Source organism: Agrilactobacillus composti DSM 18527 = JCM 14202, from assembly GCF_001436375.1.
Lineage (GTDB): Bacteria > Bacillota > Bacilli > Lactobacillales > Lactobacillaceae > Agrilactobacillus > Agrilactobacillus composti.
The window spans coordinates 37259-58492 of record NZ_AZGA01000066.1 but is presented as its reverse complement, the minus strand read 5'-3'; the positions used below and the strand labels follow the sequence as shown (position 1 = coordinate 58492).

18 protein-coding genes and 1 pseudogene are annotated in these 21234 nt (G+C 40.5%); 15 read left to right on the top strand and 4 right to left on the bottom strand.

The features are described 5' to 3' along the window. Positions 1 to 4 precede the first annotated feature (4 nt). From FC83_RS11025 to FC83_RS11000, 6 genes are all read left to right on the top strand, one after another. Positions 5 to 808 carry an electron transfer flavoprotein subunit beta/FixA family protein gene (locus FC83_RS11025; protein ID WP_035453964.1) on the top strand — a complete coding sequence of 268 codons (804 nt, stop codon included), beginning with the start codon at positions 5 to 7 and terminating at the stop codon, positions 806 to 808. Between the two features lie 18 nt (positions 809 to 826). Then, a complete protein-coding gene (locus tag FC83_RS11020; protein WP_052004793.1) occupies positions 827 to 1795 on the top strand; it encodes an electron transfer flavoprotein subunit alpha/FixB family protein in 969 nt (322 codons plus the stop codon). A 24-nt stretch (positions 1796 to 1819) separates the two neighbouring features. Continuing rightward, on the top strand, positions 1820 to 3388 hold the full coding sequence (locus FC83_RS11015) for a class I adenylate-forming enzyme family protein (protein WP_035453962.1): 1569 nt from the start codon (positions 1820 to 1822) through the stop codon (positions 3386 to 3388). Between the two features lie 5 nt (positions 3389 to 3393). After that, complete coding sequence (locus FC83_RS11010) at positions 3394 to 3933, top strand: hypothetical protein (RefSeq protein ID WP_052004791.1); 540 nt, start codon at positions 3394 to 3396, stop codon at positions 3931 to 3933. A gap of 27 nt (positions 3934 to 3960) precedes the next feature. Then, on the top strand, positions 3961 to 5352 hold the full coding sequence (locus tag FC83_RS11005) for an FAD-binding oxidoreductase (protein WP_035453960.1): 1392 nt from the start codon (positions 3961 to 3963) through the stop codon (positions 5350 to 5352). Positions 5353 to 5464: 112 nt separating this feature from the next. Next, positions 5465 to 6661 carry an MFS transporter gene (locus tag FC83_RS11000; protein WP_035453958.1) on the top strand — a complete coding sequence of 399 codons (1197 nt, stop codon included), beginning with the start codon at positions 5465 to 5467 and terminating at the stop codon, positions 6659 to 6661. 1 nt (position 6662) lies between these two features. Here the strand turns inward: FC83_RS11000 and FC83_RS10995 are convergent, their stop codons facing one another. Continuing rightward, on the bottom strand, positions 6663 to 7592 hold the full coding sequence (locus tag FC83_RS10995) for a LysR family transcriptional regulator (protein ID WP_035453955.1): 930 nt from the start codon (positions 7590 to 7592) through the stop codon (positions 6663 to 6665). Between the two features lie 136 nt (positions 7593 to 7728). Between FC83_RS10995 and FC83_RS10990 the strand changes: the two genes are divergently transcribed. The 6 genes from FC83_RS10990 to FC83_RS10965 all read left to right on the top strand — a co-directional run bounded on the left by FC83_RS10990 (position 7729) and on the right by FC83_RS10965 (position 14669). After that, complete coding sequence (locus FC83_RS10990) at positions 7729 to 8601, top strand: shikimate dehydrogenase (RefSeq protein ID WP_035453952.1); 873 nt, start codon at positions 7729 to 7731, stop codon at positions 8599 to 8601. A gap of 51 nt (positions 8602 to 8652) precedes the next feature. Then, positions 8653 to 9411, top strand: a complete 759-nt coding sequence (aroD, locus tag FC83_RS10985; RefSeq protein ID WP_035453949.1) for a type I 3-dehydroquinate dehydratase — start codon at positions 8653 to 8655, stop codon at positions 9409 to 9411. 26 nt (positions 9412 to 9437) lie between these two features. Beyond that, positions 9438 to 11474: an oxidoreductase gene (locus FC83_RS10980; protein ID WP_035453946.1), complete on the top strand. Its 2037-nt coding sequence runs from the start codon at positions 9438 to 9440 to the stop codon at positions 11472 to 11474. Positions 11475 to 11690: 216 nt separating this feature from the next. Further along, on the top strand, positions 11691 to 12125 hold the full coding sequence (locus FC83_RS10975; protein WP_035453943.1) for an acyl-CoA thioesterase: 435 nt from the start codon (positions 11691 to 11693) through the stop codon (positions 12123 to 12125). Positions 12126 to 12502: 377 nt separating this feature from the next. Next, the gene (locus FC83_RS10970; RefSeq protein ID WP_035453940.1) at positions 12503 to 14017 is read left to right on the top strand and encodes a reverse transcriptase/maturase family protein; all 1515 of its coding nucleotides are present in this window, start codon (positions 12503 to 12505) and stop codon (positions 14015 to 14017) included. A 79-nt stretch (positions 14018 to 14096) separates the two neighbouring features. Further along, the gene (locus FC83_RS10965; RefSeq protein ID WP_035453937.1) at positions 14097 to 14669 is read left to right on the top strand and encodes a GrpB family protein; all 573 of its coding nucleotides are present in this window, start codon (positions 14097 to 14099) and stop codon (positions 14667 to 14669) included. A 50-nt stretch (positions 14670 to 14719) separates the two neighbouring features. Here FC83_RS10965 and FC83_RS10960 read toward each other — a convergent pair whose 3' ends face one another. Beyond that, positions 14720 to 15493: a metallophosphoesterase family protein gene (locus FC83_RS10960; RefSeq protein WP_035453934.1), complete on the bottom strand. Its 774-nt coding sequence runs from the start codon at positions 15491 to 15493 to the stop codon at positions 14720 to 14722. Positions 15494 to 15621: 128 nt separating this feature from the next. Beyond that, positions 15622 to 16182 carry a hypothetical protein gene (locus tag FC83_RS10955; protein ID WP_035453931.1) on the bottom strand — a complete coding sequence of 187 codons (561 nt, stop codon included), beginning with the start codon at positions 16180 to 16182 and terminating at the stop codon, positions 15622 to 15624. Positions 16183 to 16449: 267 nt separating this feature from the next. On the opposite strand from FC83_RS10955, the gene FC83_RS10950 reads away from it, so the two are divergent. After that, positions 16450 to 16656 (top strand): helix-turn-helix transcriptional regulator, encoded by a 207-nt coding sequence (locus FC83_RS10950; protein WP_035453928.1) that lies wholly within the window; start codon positions 16450 to 16452, stop codon positions 16654 to 16656. Positions 16657 to 17015: 359 nt separating this feature from the next. Beyond that, complete coding sequence (locus tag FC83_RS10940) at positions 17016 to 17339, top strand: hypothetical protein (protein WP_035453922.1); 324 nt, start codon at positions 17016 to 17018, stop codon at positions 17337 to 17339. Between the two features lie 261 nt (positions 17340 to 17600). On the opposite strand, the gene FC83_RS10935 is transcribed toward FC83_RS10940, so the two are convergent. Beyond that, positions 17601 to 18437 (bottom strand): hypothetical protein, encoded by an 837-nt coding sequence (locus FC83_RS10935; RefSeq protein WP_035453919.1) that lies wholly within the window; start codon positions 18435 to 18437, stop codon positions 17601 to 17603. A 225-nt stretch (positions 18438 to 18662) separates the two neighbouring features. Here FC83_RS10935 and FC83_RS10930 point away from each other — a divergent pair. Continuing rightward, positions 18663 to 21196: pseudogene (locus FC83_RS10930) on the top strand (M1 family metallopeptidase). Positions 21197 to 21234 lie beyond the last annotated feature (38 nt).

The following is a 21234-nucleotide window of genomic DNA, read 5'->3' as shown; positions in this document are numbered from 1 at the left end:
CACTATGAACATTGTTGTATATATAAAAGCAGTGGTCGATCCTGATAAGGCTAAAAATGACTTGGATCTCGCTAAGGGTACAAAAGAAGATAAACTAGCTTTGATTATCAATCCCTACGATAAGCAAGCCATCGAAGCTGCTTTACAACTAAAAGAGAAATATACTGGCAAGGTTACTGCTGTTTCGTTGGGCAGTGACCTTGCGACTGATAAGATTCTACGTGATGCACTTTCCTTGGGTGTAGATGAAGGTATCCAAATTTCTAATGATGATTTTGAATCTTTGTCTTCATATTCACCTGCTTTAGGGACTGTCTTAGCAAAAGCACCTGTTGATGATGTGGATTATTATATTACAGGTCGTGAAGCCGGGGATGATAATCAGTCCATCACTGGTGCCAGCATTGCTGCAGCATTAGATGTTGATTTTGTCGATAATGTTGATGAAGTTGAGTACAACGATGATGAAACATTAACATTGACATCACGTTGGGACAAAAGTGAATTAAAGGGAACCTATAAGCAAAAACCTTTGGTACTTTCAATTAAAGACACGGCAAATACACCAAGATTGCCAAGCTTCAAGGCTAAAATGCAAGCTAAAAAGGCTACGTTAAAACATTTTAAAGTTTCAGATTTACCTGACATCGATGTAGCCCGGATTAAAGCAATTGCTGATAGAGCAACAACAATCAATCTAGCTAAACCAGAAGTTGCAAGTAAGGAAACCGTTCTCTTTAACTTAAATGATGATGAAAATGCTGTTTCTGAACTAGTTGCTGACTTAAAGAAGCACAGTATTTTATAAAGGAGGGGGAACTTTATTATGGGTCAAGATACAATTTATTTAGTTACTACAACTGGAGATACTGCTGATGTTGAAGCCCTCCAAGCAGTGGCTCAAGCCAATTTTCCAGAGAAACAAACACGATTAGTTGTTTTTGAAAGCAATGCTGATAAAGTGGAAAATTTAAAAACGAAAACGGCTAATACTGTAGATGCAATCGATTTTCTGGCTATCTCAGGATTAGATTATCCAGATCCAAATGTTTTGGGGAAAGCTTTTGTAGCTTACTTTAAAAATGTTGATACGCCATTGATTCTATTGAATTCTAGTCGTTTCAATAATGCGGTTGCTGCTCGAATCGCTGCTGGGTTAACCGCTTCAATTGTGACGGATATTGAGCAACCAACAATTGATGGCACTAACCTGATAGTTTCAAAAAAGGGCTATTCTGGCGAGTTAAAACGTCAAGTTCAATTAGATATGAACGGAGGCATTGTTTTAACAGTTAACCCATTAAAAGATCCGGTTAAGCTACCAACAGATAAAGATACAGTTGTTCAAAATATTGCTTCTGAGGTCGTTGTGACTTTACCGGAAGATGCAACATATACTTTAACAACCAATGATCAGGATCTGAACTTAGATAATGCTGAAGTTGTTGTTGCCGGTGGTCGTGGCTTGAAGAGCGAGGCAGGGTTTAAAGAATTATATCAATTGGGTAAAATAATGAATGCTGCCGTTGGTGCTTCAAGACCTGTTGTAGATTCTGGTTGGGCGGATAGTTCACTTATGATTGGTCAATCGGGGAAGTCTATTAGTCCAAAAGTTTATTTTGCGTTTGGTATTTCTGGAACTGTACAACATACGATAGGTATTGAAAATGCAAAATGCATTGTAGCAATAAACAGTGATAAGGATGCACCAATTTTTAAATTGGCAGATTATGGTATTATTGGCGACGCTAAGGCAGTCATTCAACAGTTAGTCACAAGTAAAGTAAGTAATTAGTTTAGGGATACGAGGTGGTTGCCCATGTCTGGTGAAATAAAAGAAATTAAAAAATCGTTCAAGACACTTTCGGAGGCTTGGGCAAGTCGATGTGAATTATCCCCAACCCATACTTTTTTGATTGAGGATGGTCGTCGGATTACTTATGATGAAATGGACGAATTGACGCGTAAGTTTATCAGATTTTTTGATAAGGTCGGTGTACATGCACGGGATATTGTGGTGATACAATTACCAACCAGTCTTTTATCGATCAAGCTGATTATTACTTGTTTTAAATTGAATGTTGTTGTGATGCCAATTAGTGTTCGCTTGGATACTAAGGAATTTCAAGATATTTTAACCTCAGTGAATCCTAAATTGGTTATCTTATCTAGTAATGTTCTGGCAAACTATTTAACTTCAGGAGGTAATTTTGGCTCTTACGAAGGGTATGTACTGCCAGAATTATGTAAGACTGTGGAAAAAGTACATTATTTCATTAGCAGCCAGCCAAAGCTTACAATGCTGCCACCGGATATTGCGGCTATTTTGGCAACGTCAGGTACAACTGGTACGCCAAAAGGTGTTTTATTATCTCAAGAGAACATTCTCTATAGCGAGACTGGTTTTGTCCATACTTTTGAAATTGATCAGAATGATGTGTTATTACTTTCGCTACCAGTTAACCATGCCATTGGCTTTCATCATGGCATTGTCTCAACGATATTGTCTGGGAGCTGTTGTGTCATCTTAGAAAGTTATGATCCTAAGGCATGTTTACAATTAATCAAGAAATATCATTGTACGTACACATTATCAGTGCCGACAACGGCTTATGACTTATTTCAAGCAACATCAGAAGATGGTTTTTTAGAAAAAATCATTTGTGGTGGCTCACCAATATCCAGGCAGCTATTAAATGAATCTGTACAACGACATGTGCCAATTTACAACGTTTATGGCACAACAGAAAGTGTTCCATTTATTTGTACTACCCCTGCTTATTTCAAAGCAAAACACGGGACCACAGCTGGATTTCCAATCCAGGGAGTTATGGTGAAGCTTTTAGATAAACAAGGTCAAGAAATTAGAGATATGAATCATTCCGGTGAGATTGTTGTCAAGGGACCGATGGTATTTAAAGGATATTTCAATAACCCTACGGCTACTGCTGAAGTTCTATCAAAGGATGGCTGGTTTTATACCGGCGATTTAGCCCACTATAATCAGGACGGTGCTATTAAAGTGGACGGACGGATCAATGACATCATTATGCGTGGTGGTGAAAATATTTCCGCAGTACTCGTAGAAAAGTTTGTCTTAGCTTATCCTAAAATACAACAGGTTGCAGCGATTGGCCTTAAGGATGAACGGCTAGGCGAGCGTATCGGTATTTGTGTCATACCAGTATATCCCAATCAGCCGTTAACATTGAATGAAATTAAGAGTTTCTTGGCAAAAAAAGAAGTTTTAAAAAAGTATTGGCCCGAACGTTTAATTATCTGTGATCGTTTCCCCATGACAGATTCTGGTAAAGTTAGAAAAAAAACACTCAAACAACATTTGGACGCATATATTCGCCCAAACATTAAGCATATAGATATGAGATGATTGACATGGTAATGCCATCAAGAGAATTTAGTATCACAAGGTCCACTGCAACACAACGGCCTTCAGTCATGCGTCATACACCGCAATTCTTTAAGTTGAAAGGCCAAAATCAAGTATTTGCATCTATTTCTGGTTCAGAATTAACACAGTATCCAGACATTGCTGAACCCTTACCAATTATGATGAATGAAAATGATGACGAGCATACACCGAAGTATCAAATTATTGGTGGGTTTAATAATAATTGTGTCGAGGTCACGCTATCTGATGAACTTTTGAATTCAGAAAGTCATCACATTGAGTGGGTCTGTCTGTTAACATTTACAGGGTTTCAATTTAAATATATTGTGCATAATTCAAAGAAAAAATTACTTTTTGCTTTAGCAGATGAGGACGCTTATGCATACTGTGGTAAGGATCCCTGCGAGGAATGTCGCTTTAAATGTAAGAATGGTTTTGCGGTTTATGCAAGTTGGGGAAAAGAAGGTATTTTTGGTCGTGATATTTCGCCATTTACTAGTATTTTCGCTGACAAAAAAGATTAACGAACGTTAATGAACGGAGGCTTTCAAATGGAATCAACAAAACAAATAGACATTCTGGCTCTATTAAAGGATGTATTACCCAAAGAACAATTGCTTTCTGGTGATGAAATATCTGAAGACTATGGTCACGATGAAATGGGTACCTACTTTCACTTACCAGATCTTGTGGTCAAAGCAAAATCTACAGAAGATGTTTCTGCAGTGATGAAAGTGGCTTATGCTCAAAATATCCCTGTCGTTGTACGTGGCGCTGGGACTGGCTTAGTTGGTGGTTCAATTGCCGTGAAGGGCGGTATCTTAATAGACCTTTCAGGTATGAACCAGATCAAAGAACTGGATGAAGATAATTTAACACTAACTGTAGACCCCGGTGTTTTATTGATGGATATTAAGTCATTTACAGAAGAGAAGGGCTTCTTCTATCCACCAGACCCTGGTGAGAAATCTGCAACGATTGGCGGTAATATTTCTACCAATGCAGGTGGAATGCGGGCAATAAAATATGGTGTCACTAGAGATTTTATCCGGGCCTTAACTGTTGTTGCGCCTAATGGTGATGTCATGCATTTAGGTGGTAAAGTAGTGAAGAATAGTTCTGGCTATGATTTGAAGGACTTGGTGATTGGTTCTGAAGGTACATTAGGAATCGTAACAGAAGCCACCTTGAAACTGATTATGTTGCCAACAGTAACTACTAGTTTGTTAATTCCATTTGAAAGTTTTGAGGGTGCTATTAAGAACGTACCAGTAATCTTACGTTCTGGAATTGTACCAACAGCGATGGAATTCTTTGAAAATAATTCCGTTAAATTTTGGGAAATATTTACAAACAAAGTTTTTCCAGAAGACAACCATACTGCATATTTGCTATTATCCTTTGATGGTCAGACGACTGAAGAGGTGGAAGGCGCTTATGAAAAAGTTGCCGAGATTTGTTTAGACAATGGTGCTGAAGATGTCTATGTTTTAGATGATGATGGTCAGCGAGATACTGTTTGGACTGCGCGGGGAGCCTTTTTGGAAGCCATTAAGAATTCTACGACTGAAATGGAAGAAGCCGATGTGGTCGTACCAAGAAGTAAAATTGTGGACTTCATTCAATTTACCCATGACACTTCTAAATCTGAAGCTATTCGGATTCCAGGTTTTGGACATGTGGGCGATGGTAACTTACACTTCTATATTTGTCGAGATGATTTAGATGATCAAACTTGGCAAGCAAAATTGAACACGGTTTTTGATGCAATGTATGCAGAAGGACGCAAACTTGGTGGACAAGTTTCCGGGGAGCATGGCATTGGTATGGCCAAGCGTAAATATTTAAATCTTGCGTTGGAAGACAGTACTTTAAATATGATGCGTGCCATTAAGAAGGCTGTTGATCCAAATAATATCTTGAATCCAGAGAAAGTCATTTAGAACTCGACATTTAAATAAAACACAGGAAATCCTATGTCATTCGTTTACAATGATCGAAATAATAGCATAGGATAATTGTGTTTTATACACTTAATAGAATTGGGGCAAAGCTATGGAAAGATCACAGCGTTTAAAACTGAGCATAAGTCTTTATGTCAACTACTTAGTTCATGGGATGGCCATTGTTATCTTGGCACAGAATATGACAGCGTTAAGTCGCCAATGGGGGACGTCAGCTGCTGGTGTTTCATTTGTTATCTCATCCTTGGGTATTGGCCGGTTAATTGTGCTTTATATTTCTGGCGTACTTTCAGATAAATATGGCCGTAAGCCCTTTGTATTGTTAGGCATATTAACGTATATTCCCTTTTTCATTGGAATTACCTTTAGTCATAATATGTATGTTGCTTATTTATTCGGTATATTAGCGGGGATGGCCAATTCTTTTTTAGATTCTGGCACTTATCCGGCTTTGATGGAACTATATCCCGAGAATCCAACCACAGCGAATATTCTGATAAAAGCATTTGCCTCCATTGGGGAATTGATTTTACCGATTCTTGTGACAATGGTTGAACACTTTGACTGGTGGTTCGGTGTTTCCTTCATGGTTTGTACCATTATTTTTGCTATCAACTTTTTCTTTATCAGTAGAAGTACATTCCCGAAATTAACAACAGTACCAAAACCAAAGAAGGATACTGCTGATGAGGTTGTTAAAGAACCATTATCTTCTAATCAGAAAGTTAACGCTATTGTATTAACAATTTATGGATATATTTCTATGTCTACGTTTTATTTGGTAAGCCAATGGCTCACCAAATATGGCCAGGCCGTTTTAAATATGAATACAGCCCATGCCCGTTATCTAGTCAGCATTTATAGTGTTGGTTCAATCGTAGGCGTATTAGTCTCTGCGTTATTGACCGGTAGATTGCATATGCGCTCAACAAATTTAATGTTGATTAGTACATTTGTTTCATTCATGACCTTGATGGCTATTTCATTCATCTTGACACCTGTTGTTTTAACAGTTGGATCTTTCTTGATTGGATTTTCGGCAGCCGGAGGCGTTATGCAAATCGGTTTAACCATCATGAGTGAATTGTTCCCCCATCGAAAGGGTTTAGTTACAGGAATTTACTATACAGCCGGGAGTATTTCGTCTTTTACCATTCCAATCATTACAGGGTATCTGTTCAAAATCAGTATTCACAGTATCATGGTGTTTGACTGCGTTATAGCCGCGATTGGATTTTTACTTGGTATTATCATATTCTTCAATACCAAGAAACAAGCTATCATTTGATTTAAAGCATCTTGTTTTGACTTGTAAATTGGGCTTCGCAATAATGCTCAATGAAGTTGCGAAAGCGAATCACAGAAGGTATCATGAAGCGATTGTCACGATAAGCGAGATAAATTTGATGCTGAATCGGATTATCCTTTAAGGGTATTAGACGGACCAAACTTTGGTCTAATTGTGGTAAATTCGGAATTAATGCGATGCCATAGCCATATTGTACAAAACCAACAATAGTATGATCTTCTTCAATTTCAGCAATAATATTCGGTTTTACATGGGCATGTTTAAAAATACTGTCTATCAAGGACCGCAGACCACTATTTTTTGAAAAATAAATCATAGGATAGGTGGCTAGCTCTTGAACAGAAACACTTTCCCGATTTGCCAAGGGATGGTCTGGGGCTACTGCCAGCATAATCCGCTGTTTTACCAATGGAATAAATTCTAAACTATTGGTTGATTCTTGCTCGCCGATTTTTGGCATATAAGAAGAGACCACAAGATCATGTTCATCATTAATGAGTTGTTTTAATAAATCACGACTATTACCTTGTGAGAACTCAAAGCTGATGTGCTGATCTTTTTTTTGTGGTTGAAATTGCGTCACAATTTCAGGGATTAATTGTTGCCCCATGGTATACGTGAATCCCAATTTGACATGACCGATATTTGGATCTAGAGATTGGGCTAAAAGTTCTTTACCTCGATCTAGCTCATTGAGCCCTCTAGTAATGAATTGTAAGTAAGTTTTCCCAAGTACTGTCAATTTAATATTACGGCCATCTTTTTCAAATAAGGGCACCCCTAACTCCTTTTCCAGCTTATCAATGGCATAGCTTAGTGTGGGCTGAGAGATACCTAAGTTTTCCGCGGCTTTGGACATGTGCTGAGTACGTGCTAATTCTTTAAAAAATAGCAAATGTTTCAAATTCATTTTCATGACCTCCATTAATAGATATTATCTATTAATATATCTAAAATGTTGTATTTAATCAATAGATTAAACGTGGTAATCTGATTGTGAAATGTTTATTAAATAGTATTATTCAAAAAAATTGGAGGAACTGATAATGACAGAACGAATCGATGGGCATACAATTTTAATTGGGTTAATGGCTTATCCTATCAGGCATTCAATGTCACCAACTATGCATAATAATGCTTTTGCCAAACTCGGCTTGAACTATGCTTATCTTGCTTTTGAAATCACAAATGCGACGCTACCTCAAGCGGTTGATGCCATTCGAACATTAGATATGCGTGGTTCAAATATCTCCATGCCAAACAAACAAAAAGTTATGGACTTACTAGATAAAATTGATCCAGCTGCTGAAATGACCGGTGCCGTGAATACCATTGTCAATGATCATGGTGTATTAACAGGTTACTGTACAGATGGCACCGGATTTATGAAGTCATTAGAAGATGAAAATCTGGATATTCGTGGTGAAAAGATGACTTTAGCGGGCGCTGGTGGTGCTGGCACAGCTATTGCAATTCAAGCCGCTTTAGATGGCGTTAAGGAAATTTCCATCGTTAATAAGAAAGATGCTGAATGGGAAAATGCCAAGCGTAATGTTGAAGTCATTAATAGCAAGACAAAATGTAAAGCAACGCTGTTCGACATTGATGATCAAGCTACTTTCAAGAAGGAAATAGCAGATTCTGCTATTTATTGTGATGCTACTGGTGTTGGCATGAAGCCATTAGAAGACTTGACTCTAGTTAGTGATCCCGGCTGGTTCCGCAAGGATATGATTGTTTTTGATACAGTCTATGCGCCAAGGACTACGAAGTTAATGACTGTTGCGCAAGAAGCTGGCGTACAACATGTCTTTAACGGCTTAGGCATGATGTTAGAACAAGGTGCTGAAGCTTTCAAATTATGGACTGGTGAAAATATGCCAGTGGATTATATTCGTGATTTGTTGTTTTCTGAATAATTTATGAAATCTAATCGGAATCGTTCGATTTGAGAATAGGGGAATAGTGAATTGTCTAAACAAGGTGTTAAAGTTAGAAATATTGTTTTAGGTCAAGGCCGTCCTAAAATCGCCGTGCCTATCACCGGCAAAACCAAAGCAGCAGTTTTACAACAAGCTGAAGAAATTGCTAATGCAAAGCCTGATATTGTTGAATGGCGAATTGATTTCTTTGAAGGTATTACTGATAAGACGGCCTATATTGAAACTGCTAAGGCGTTACGCGCAACTTTAGGCGATTTGGCGTTACTTACAACTTTCAGAACGAAAGGCGAAGGCGGCGAATTGTTGCTCAGTGAAAATGATTATTTTGGAATTTGTAAGACAGTAATCAGTGCACAGCAAACCGATGCCATCGATGTAGAACTGTATCATGATGAAACCCAAATCAAAAGTATTTTACAACAAGCTAAAGTAGCAAATGTGGTTGTGATCATGAGCAATCATGACTTCAACGCCACACCAGCCAAAGCTGAGATTAAAACATGTTTAAAGAAAATGATAGCTTACGGCGCTGATGTCGCAAAAATGGCTGTAATGCCTCAGAATACTGCAGATGTCCTGGAACTACTGGCCGCTACTAATGAAGCGAGCAGTGAATTAACGCAACCTGTGATTACTATGTCTATGGGAAATATTGGTAAAGTTTCTAGAATTTCTGGTGAAGCGTTTGGCTCAGCGCTTACTTTTGCAACAGTTGGCGCTGCTTCTGCACCAGGACAGATTCCAATTCAAAATTTGCGTCAAGATTTAGAAGATTTAAAACTTTAAAGATAACTTCAAAGGGGGAAATAGTAATGACAGATTATCCACATATTTTTCAACCGTTAACTATTAATGGTATGACCGTACGGAACAGAATTATGATGCCCCCAATGGGGTCCAATTTTGCTAATTTCGATGGTTCTATCAATAAGGACCATATCAAATACTATGAACAGCGGGCTAAGGGTGGTACTGGCTTGATCACACTAGAGAATGTCTGTATTGATTATCCTTTAGGCACAAACGGAACGACTCAGTTGCGAATGGATAATGATCAATTCATGCCAGGACTTTGGACGTTTAATGAACGCATGCACGCTTTCGGTGCTAAGACTTCAGTTCAAATCAATCACGCCGGTGCTTCTGCCACCGGACTACGGTTAAACGGATTACAAACCGTTTCTGCATCTGATGTGCCTTCTAAACCAGGGATGCCACATCCAAGACCTCTAAGTATTGAAGAGATTCATCATATTATTAATTGTTATGCGGATGCAGCTAGCAGAGCACAGCGGGCAGGTTTTGACAGTGTTGAAGTTCATGCTGGGCATAGCTATTTGTTAGATCAATTTTTATCCCCACATTATAATCATCGGACCGATGCTTACGGTGGTTCTCCTGAAAAACGAGCCCGCCTCACTAAAGAAGTCTTGGCTGCTGTGCGAGCTGCTGTTGGACCTCGTTTCCCCATCTCAGTTCGTTTTAGTGCCGATGAGTTTATTAACGATGGGAATACATTAGAAGATACATTGCAATTACTAGACTATTTTGCTGATGAAGCTGATATTTTGAACGTTTCTGCTGCAGTTAATCAAACATTACAATATCAAATCGACAAGATGAACTTGGCCGATGGCTGGCGTGCTTATATGGCTAAGGCTGTGAAGCAAAAATTCCCTGATAAAGTGGTTGTAACTTCTGGTAATTTCCGTTCGCCACAAGTTACGGAAAAAGTTTTAGCAGATGGGGATGCTGATTTGATTGCTATGGGTCGGGGCTTATTGGCTGAACCAAATTGGGTCAATAAGGTTGCTGATGGTCAAGAGGCATTGTTGCGTAAATGTATCTCATGCAATATCGGTTGTGCTGATCATCGAATCGCTAAAGGCTTGCCTATCCGGTGTACAGTTAATCCAGATGTTATTAACGAAGATGACTACAAACAAGATCAAATCAAACATCAGGTGAAGTTAGTTGTTATCGGTGGTGGTACCACAGCGTTGGAAGCTGCTTGTTCTGCCGCTGAAATAGGTGCAGACGTGGTGCTATTTGAACAAAAGAATTATTTAGGTGGGTTGGCCCATGAAGTTGCTAAATTACCAGATAAAAAACGGATCGATGATTATGTTATTTATTTGAAGAATCGGGCTTCTTTGCTAGATAATTTGGATATTCATCTTGGAGAAGCTGCAGATATAGCTAAAATTGCAGCTATTCAACCGGATGTAATTTTGAATGCAACAGGTGCTAAACCGCTCTTGCCACCAATCGATGGCTTAAAAGATACAATGGCGTTGAGTGATCGCCACGTTTATGACATCTTTGATTTATTAAAGAATCCAAACAACTTCAAAACCAATAACGAAAATATTTTAGTTATTGGTGGCGGCGCTGTGGGCTTAGATGTGATGGAATTCTTTACGGAGCATCATCAATCTAATATTACCATGGTAGATATGTTACCCGAAATTGGTAAAGAACTGGATTTGATCACCAAAATCGGCATGCAAGAATTACTCAAGAAATATAATGTGAAACAGTATGTTGATACTAAACTAGAAAAAGTAACCAATCAAAATGCCACGGTTACGCACGGCAATAAGACGTTCAATATTGATTTTGACAAAGCGTTTATTTGCTTGGGTATGCGTAGTAATAATGTATTGATGCCTGGATTGACAGAGTATGCTTCAGAAAATAAGGCTTTGTTAGTTAATTTAGGTGACAGTCAACGTGCTCGTCGTATTTACGAAGGTTCTCAAGAAGCTCGGCAAATTATCAATGTTATTCATCGAGCTGATCAACGTAAGAACAATCCACAAATTCATGAAACTTTAGCAACACATTAACAATTGAAAAATGCTCCTACTTTGGAGGACAACGGTGTAATTGAACCTGTTCTTTATAAGCAAGGAGTATTTTTGTCGATTACAATAATGATTGTGAAATTTATTTTCATGGGATTCCAACGTAATTTTAAAAGAATTGAGTTAAAATAAATATTAAGGAATCGCTTACAACAATATTTACCGAGTTCCGTAAAATATCGCAAAGAAGGTTAACCAATGGCATTTTATCAAGAAAAAACAGGTGAGTTTTATGTAGAAGCAAACCAACTGAATCATCTTAATATTTTACATGGTGGGGAGCTATTTAAACATTGTGATGCGGCAATTGGTTTATTGGCTTCTCGATATGCTGGCTCTAGAGTGCTGACGGTTGCAGTTAAGGCCTTTAACTTCAGAAAAATAGCTCTAGTAGGGGAGTTGATCTGCTTTAATGTAACACTGCTTAGCACCTCTAAAAAAACCATGACCTTTTATGCGGAAATTACAGCCCGGACATTTGAAGGTGATTCAAGGGTGATAGGTGAAGCCGTTTTTGTGTTTGTAGCAGTGAATCATGACTTAGAGACGATTAAGATTAAGCCTTTTAAACCTACAGATGATGGGCAAATCGACTATATTCATAAAATTCAAAATCATTTTCATTTGAACTGATTAAACGGCCCATTGACCTATTAATTATTAGTTTGTGATGATATACTTTAAATACCGATTCCTAAATGGTGCTTTTCGATGTTAATCGAGGGATGAGACTGTGTTGTAACATATGTCGTTGGCAGTTGTCAAGTGAATAACTAGACAAATTGTTAGGGTTGAAATGATCATGACTGACATGCTCGCCTCCACGGGTGAATTGTTGATTATGGTTGCCACTATGGTCCCAATGATATTGTAATTAATGACAGACCACGAGACTGTGGGTGAGATAATCAAACGTTAGCACTCAAACGGGCGATAGGATAGGCGGACGTGAACTACGACACTGTTAGTCGAATGTTCATGTCCGATTTCAATTTTTGGAGGATGTGACAATGCAAATAGACACAGGAATCAAAGCATTGTTGACAGCAAGTCAAAAAAAATATACGCATTTTGATTTTCCGGTTCCAGAAATCGAAAAAGAGCGATTGATAAAGGAGCTCCGTTCTGACCTTTTTACACATCATCGATACCTTCCCCTTATTTCATTCAGAATTAAAATAAAGAAGTATAAGGCAAGCGAGCAAAGGGTATTAATTAAAGAACGAAATATCTCTCTCCCATCTCATCATGACACATTAGTATACCGCTTTTTTGGAGCAATTCTGAATCAGCAATATTCTATTTTTGCAAAAGCCCACGGTATTGACGAGGTGGCGGTTGCATATCGCGAGAAGGGTCATGGGTCAAATATTATTGTTGCAAGAGATGTTATTAATACTATTGTTGATAACAAAGAGTCCTGGATAATAAAAGGGGACTTTAAATCATTTTTTGACACGCTTGATCATAAAAAGCTTGAGCAAGAATTGGTTAATATCTTAGGAAATCCCTTAACTCCAGAATGGCGTTCGATGTTAAAAGCAATAACTAAGTATCGTATGATTTCTCAAAGAAGATTACATGCTCAATTAAAAGTTGCAGGGTTACGGATGTCACATCGAAAGTATGGGACAGCTTATGTGAAAGATTTGAAGACCCTTGGGAAACTCATTCGAGATAAAAAAATAAGATTGTCCAGAATTAATCAACGGGGTATACCACAAGGAACTGCTGTAAGTGCAGTGTTAGCAAATGTATATATGGGAACATTTGATCAAATATTATCCAGAAAAGTGTCCAATATGGGTGGGATATATCGTAGATATTCCGATGATTTCGTTGTTGTTCTCCCTAAAGGCAGAATTAATTTTCAATCGGTTATTGAGCTTAAAAAACTAATTATTTCGTTTAGTGTTACGAAATTAGGATTGGAAATCTCATCTGAAAAAACTAAATTGTATGAGTACAGGGGTATCAATAAAGATATTCGAGTTTGGAATGGCAGCAGCTGGGGGAAGATGGCATTCGATTATTTAGGTTTTATTTTTGATGGGTACTCAGTTTCGCTCCGATCGAAAAGTATTTATAAATTCATTTATCGTGGGAAACGAGCAGTAAATGATTTGATTACTCTTGAAACAGACCGTCAACATATATCAAGTAGAGATGATATAGACATGCTTGTTGAGAACTACAAAAAGAAAAGATATAAATATAAAACCGGTATTGAGCATTCTTGGCGTTCAGCATTTCCATACGAACGTAAACGACTTAAGATAAGACTTGAAAATGCAAAACAAATTAAGGATTCAACGCATTACAAATTGCACAAAGCCATAACCATACGATATTTAGCATCTGTACCGAAGAAAGATAGACAGTCTATGCTTGGCTATGCAAAAAAAGCTCAGCAAAAATTTGATGAAATTTCTCATCCATATCATGTTGTTATTTATAGACAGGTAATGCGGCAGATAAAAAGAAATCAAAAAAGACTGGGGAAAAGTCGTGGGAAAAATGTTTAATAATTACGGACAAGTGATGCTGAAAACAATTCATCAATAAATCTATACTTAATCGCCTTTGAATTGGAGAAATCTAAAAATGCCTAAACCACTATCCGAAATGACTTTAGAAGAACTCTGGCAACTGTTCCCAATCTCATTGACTGCACCTCAAAAACAGTGGGCTACTGAATACCGGCAGGAGGCCAATAGGGTTCGCAAAACATTACAAGACTTTGCCGTTGTTAGAATCAGCCATATTGGCAGTACGGCCATCAAGGATATCTGGGCCAAGACGATTGTGGATATTTTAGTTGAAGTGGCTCCTGAGACTAAGTTAGCCGATGTAGCTAAACAACTTACTCAAAATGGCTACATGATCATGTCTGAAGAAGAGACAAGAATCTCTTTAAACAAGGGTTATACCGTTCAGGGTTTTGCCGATGAAGTTTACCATTTGCATCTCAGGTTTGCCAGGGACAATGAGGAATTGTATTTTAGAGATTATTTAAATGAGCACCCGGTGATTGCCAAAAAGTATGAAGACTTAAAAATTAAGTTATGGCATCAATTTGAACATAGCCGCGATGGCTATACCAATGCTAAAGGGGACTTTATTCAAAAATATACCTACCTGGCTAAGGTAAAATATCCAGGTCGGTATGGTAAATGATGTCATCTGGCTGAACTTGTAATTATTGCTGTAATTGGTAACTACCGCAGTTATCTCAAGACCATTTTATGCAGCATCCGCATAGCCACCTGCGGCGTAGGTATATGGCGCAACTTCCGCTCAATGAAGAACTCTATTTGAGAATCACCGCTGGTCCGGAGTATTTCGGCGGCCCGGTCTAGGGCATAGGCGGTTCGTTTGAATTGAATTTTGTGCTGGTTCGAATCTAGCAACAGCCAGTAGGCGCCGGGTTGTTCGGCAAAGGGCATCCCCACGCTACCGGCGTTATAGATGGTCTTTTGCCCGATTTTGAGTTTAAATTGCAGGTGGGTATGACCGCACACCACGATGGGTTCTGGCACCCGACTGAAGAGTTTGGCCACGATTCTGGCATCGGATTTGGGAGTAAAGACATCTGAGTCACTGTAAGGTGTGGCGTGGCAAAATAGGGTATCTCCGATAGATCTTAAGGGGATACTGGCGGTTGGTTTTAGGTTTTCAAGAAAGGCCAGTTGATGTTGGGTCAGTTGTTGTGCCACCCAATACTGCTTGGCCTTGCCCGGGCTTGACAGATTAGTTAGGGGACCGCGTTTGATGCGCTTTGAAGCGGCGACAACTTTCCGATCCCCATTGCCTCGGATAAAAATAACGTTAGAGCTTTTTCGCAAAGCTAACAGGCGGTCTAAGGTTTGCGCCGACATGGGTCCAGAGACAATATCGCCACCAATGACGATGATGTCCGGTTTGACATAGGTTAACTCGGTTAAGACTGCTTCAAGGGCAGGGTAGTTGCCATGGATATCATAAAGTGCAGCGACTTTCATGTTAGGACCTCCTCGTATAGTTAGTTTTAATGGATAAATTGAATTTTAAAAAATAGTCTGACAGGGTACATTCTTAAGCTTACGGTTAAAAGGAAGAATGCCCTGGTCAGACTATTTTTGTGACTTGATTAGTAGAAGTTCCAGCCAACGTCAAAGGTATCGCCGTTTTGATAGACGATGTAGTTGGTGATGGCAACTGGGTTATTATAAGCGTGTTCTTGATAATTCCGGCGGATAATGTAATAGTTCGAGCCCCATTTGCCGCTGAGCAGGGCGTTCCCGGATTGGTCAGCCATATAGCCGAAAACGTAAGGGCCATAGGTGTCGCCGAATTTGATGGCCACGTCTAGACCGGCATCTGCGGCGGAATTGGCGGGTACCCGGACTTGGTTGCCTTGGATCCACTGGTTATTGCCCACATCAAAGTAAAATGCATCGGCACGTTTGGTAAAGCCGAAGACTTGCCATTGGGAGCCTCGAGGCAAGACCCGTTGAAAGACTTTGTTTTGATCATTGCCATTGAATAAATTGGCTCCCCAAGTGCCGTCCGCAGTGGCGACAGTGCTGTAGGCGTAGTAAGTATCCTGTGTTGCGACTTCCGCTTGGGCCGTATTTGGTGTTACTGCTAAGTAGCCGATGCCTAGGGCCAAGCCAGATAATACCGTCAGTAATAGCCGTTTAACGCGCATGATAAATCGACCTCCCAAGGTAGATAAATCCCCAGTTCTGCTTCCAAAGTAAGTGTCAGACTTTCTAATCAACAATAATAAAATGCCTATTACTATATGTTAATGATATCACAAATGGCTGGGTCTCAGCAATATAGAAAACTTCAACGGGCGTTTTTGAGGCAAATCAATCCCAAATGAATTAGTCATGGCATATTGACAATATGTAATCAGGCCGTTACAATAAAATGTAACTAAGTGATTACTTTAAGTCAGGAGTTCATTACTTTGATTAAAAACCGAATAAAGGTCCTTAGAGCAGAAAAAGATTGGACACAGGCGGATTTGGCCAAGAAGGTCGGTATCTCAAGACAGGCGGTTATCTCCATTGAGAAGTATAAATACACGCCGTCTTTAGAACTGGCTTTCAATATTGCCAAGGCATTTGACGTTGAGATTACGGATGTATTTGAACCGGGGGATGAGGCAGAATGACACGAATTATTATCTTCATTGTTACAGTAGCGCTGTTATTTTCATACATATATGGCATAATTTATCGAGAAAAAAAGCGCTCGTACTATGGTGATGACGAGCGCTGGCGAAAAATCGAATTCCGAGCAAGCAAATTTGGATTTACGTTTTTACTAGTACCGTTTGTTCTGATGACATTAGTCGAATTAATAGTGTTACTTATACCTAAATTGAACATTCAGATTTCTTTGGCTAACGCTCTTTCAATTGGCGTCTATACCATTATTATTAGTCAGTTAGTTGAAATGGGGGCCCTACATTTTTTTGATAAGAGGATGTAGTTAGCGGGTAGTTGTTTTCAAACCAAAGGGGGACTAGCAATGTCACAACCACTGTTATTAGCCATCATCATCATTTTGATGATTGCTTATTTTTACAACTTACATTACCGTGCCAAGAAGCAGGTTCAATATAAAAACGATGAGCGCTGGCGAGAAATTGAGCTGCTATCCAGCCGAATCGGCTATAAGTTCTTTCAATATTTGGTTATACTGATTGCCATCGGCATGGTGTACCTAACCTTTATACCATCAGTTAATATTGATATTTCTTTAAGCCGCACGCTTTTCTTGGGTTTTGCGGTCATTATATTGGGCCAGTTGGTGGAAATGGTGGCGTTAAAAGTTTTTGATCATCGCATGTAGGTTGAATAGTGTTTTCATGGCTTAAAGCGGTAAGTAGACTGCTTTGATGATAGTGGCCTACTTGGAATTTAAATCTAGCACTTATTGATTGTATTGAAAAATAAGATACCAAGACAATAGCCCGTATCCCCAATATCATCAAGATACCAGGGGATACGGGCTATTTTGAGACTTTATAGTTTGGTATTGGACCCAGTTCTTAAGAATAAGGCAGGCAATCATTCGCGTGTGAACGAAACACACTAAATATTCAAATGCGGTTTACTGTGGATAATAGGCACCAGTCGCAGTTAAAACCCATTGTGCTTCTGAGCCCAATTTTAGAGCTTGTCTGCCATTAATATAAGTTACGGCGAAGACTTGATAAGTACCACCGTTTTGTAAACAGGAAGCTAGGGTGCCATCGGTGAAAAATAATGGGGTGTTGGGGGATGTTACAAAGATACCCGAAATGGGGGCAGTTTTTGACAGTTGGGATGCTTTGACCCACTGATTGTTGCCTAAATCATAAGCTAAAATATTATTGCATGAATCCTTAGCTACATGGGTGGCGGCCCATTCGTTACAATTTGCATCTAAGGCACCACTTTGGCTTGTGGTTTCAGCATCTTGATAAATAGTTAGGGGACTGTAATTTGAATAAACGGCAGTCCCAGTCTGATTGGGGCTGATGTTTAAATTATTGTTGATTGGCGTACTCGGCTCAATCACGGAGCTACTCACAGTGGTGCTCAAATTGTCGCTTTGATTTGGACCCATATTATTCGTATTTTCTGTAGGTTGTACTGGCGCATTATCAGACTTTTGCGGGGCAGTAGCTGCCTTATCAGCAGTAGCTTGGGGCTGACTGCCGGCATCGATCCAATCGGTAACATCGTCTACGGTATTATCATATGATTCGAGAGCAGATCTGGTTTCTTTCGTAAAAGCGGCTTGCTGTTCGGGTGTATATCCAATCGACATCCCGTGTGCTTTTTCATAATTTATGATTTCAGCATCCGTATAGGTTTTGGCCAGGGCAGGCTGACTGCCACAGTATGACGGTGCTACTAGAACTGACAACAATAATGCAAGACTGATTTTTGACTTTCTTTTCAATTTTCCGCTCCTAATATAACAAATTTTGACTATGCCACTACCCCATAACTAAATACGCCGATTTAAAGGGACATAGATTTATAACTTTTTCATTGTATTAGAACGATTCATTGAATATAAGCGGCAATAATTATTGTTTGTCCACGATTGGCCAATTCTATTCTGGCGCACCATCCCCCCAAGTGTCGTATAATGGATATATCATGAGCATTCAAGGGGGAAACTATGGCTGAATTAACACGCTTTTATAATACTTTCAAACCAAAGCACTACGATATCTACCTGGACATTGACCGGGCAGCGAAGACGATTTCTGGCAAAACCACCATTGCTGGGGTTGCTCAAACTGAAAAAATTGCCATTCATCAAAAGGACTTAGCCATTGCCTCGGTTCAAGCTAACGGGCAGGCCGCGCCTTTCACCACGGACGCCGCTACCGATGCCCTGAATATTGAACTAACGCGGTCTGGATCAGTGATTTTGACCATCAAATACACGGCTAAACTCACCGACAGCATGATGGGGATTTACCCATCTTATTACGAACTCAATGGGCAAAAGCAGCAGATCATTGGCACTCAATTTGAGACCAACTTTGCCCGCCAGGCTTTCCCTTGTGTGGACGAACCTGAGGCCAAGGCCACCTTTGCCTTAGCCATCAAGTTTGACGAACAACCTGGGGAAACGATTTTGAGCAATATGCCGGAAACCCATACCGAAAACGGGGTCCATTATTTTGATACCACGGTACGTATGTCCACTTATCTGGTGGCCTTTGCCTTTGGGGATCTCCAAAGCAAACTGACCACCACCAAGAGTGGCGTCAAAGTGGGGGTCTTTGGCACCAAAGCCCATGATGCCAAGAAATTAGACTTTGCCTTGGATATTGCCAAACGGTCCATTGAATTTTACGAAGATTTCTATCAAACACCGTACCCACTACCCCATTCTTGGCAATTGGCGTTGCCGGACTTTTCCGCCGGCGCTATGGAAAACTGGGGTTTAGTCACCTATCGGGAAGCTTATTTATTGCTAGATCCTGACAATACGGCCCTGGATATGAAACAACTGGTGGCCACGGTGATCGCCCACGAGCTAGCTCACCAATGGTTCGGGGATCTAGTGACCATGAAGTGGTGGGATGATTTGTGGTTAAACGAAAGTTTCGCCAATATGATGGAATATGTGGCCATTGATGCCATTGAACCGGACTGGCACATTTGGGAAATGTTCCAAACTTCTGATGTTCCCGCTGCCTTGCAACGGGACGCCACCGATGGGGTGCAATCTGTCCATGTGCAGGTTGAAAATCCTGCCGAGATCGACTCCTTGTTTGATGCAGCTATTGTTTACGCCAAGGGGGCCCGCATGTTAGTCATGGTTCGGGCTTTAATTGGCGACAAGGCCTTAAGAGCGGGCTTGAAGCAATACTTTGCCACCCATCATTTTGGCAATGCCACTGGGGCGGACTTATGGGCTGCTTTAGGGGAGGCTGCGGGGATGGACGTGGGTGCCATCATGAATTCTTGGCTGGAACAGCCCGGTTATCCCGTGGTCACCGCCGCGGTTATTGATGGCAAGCTCACCTTATCCCAACAACAATTCTTTATTGGGGCCGGTGAAGATGCCGGCCGGCAATGGCAAATCCCATTGAACAGTAACTACGATGCCGCCCCCGCAATTCTAGCGGATCAGCAAGTAGTTCTAGGGGATTACGCCCAACTGCGCCAACAAAATGGCCAACCTTTCCGCCTAAACGTGGGCAATAATTCCCATTTCATTGTGAAATACGATGATACCCTGCTACAAGATATTTTAGCCAATGTCACTGAATTAGATGCCATCACTCAGCTGCAAATTCTCCAGGATTTACGCCTGTTAGCGGATGGCCGCCAAATTTCTTACGGGGCCATCGTGCCACTGCTGCCCCAATTCGCCAACAGTCAAGCACATGTGGTCAATGCGGCCCTTTACAGTGTGGCCGGCAACTTGAAGAAATTCGTGGCACCAAATTCACCAGAAGAGAAACAATTACAAGCTTTCTTTGATCAATTAAGTGCCGCTCAAGTTACCCGCTTGGGCTGGACGCCAAAGGCTGGGGAGTCCAACGACGACCAATTGACCCGGCCCTATGTTTTGAGTGCCGCCTTATACGCGAAAAATGCTAAAGCAGTTGCTGCTGCCCACGACTTATTCCAGGCCAACCGGGACAATCTGGCCACCATATCGGCAGATATTCGGGTCTTAGTTTTGCGCAATGAAGTGAAAAACTTCGGCAGTAGCGCCTTGTTCGACCAATTGTTAGCCGCTTATCGCCAGTCTGCAGATGCCAGTTACAAGCGGACATTCGGGCGGCCTTGACCAGCACTACTGATGGCCAACTGATTGCCCGGTTGATCCAGCACTTTGAAGACGCGGACACCATCAAGCCCCAAGATTTAAGAGGCTGGTTCCGTGGCGTTTTGGCCAATGACGACGGCCAGCAAGCCGCTTGGGACTGGATTCGCCAAGATTGGCAATGGTTAGACGACACGGTGGGTGGCGACATGGAATTCACCACTTACATCACCGTCATCGCCGGCATTTTCCGCACCCCGGCCCGCTTAGCGGAGTTCAAAGCCTTCTTTGAACCTAAAATACCAACTCCTGGTTTGACCAGAGAAATTACCATGGACATCAAGATTATTGAAAGCCGCGTGGCTTTGATTCAAGCTGAAAAGGCCGCCGTGCAGTCCGCGGTAACGGCAGCCATTCAGTAATTTTATTCTAAACAAGTGATAAATAAAGCGTTGAGATG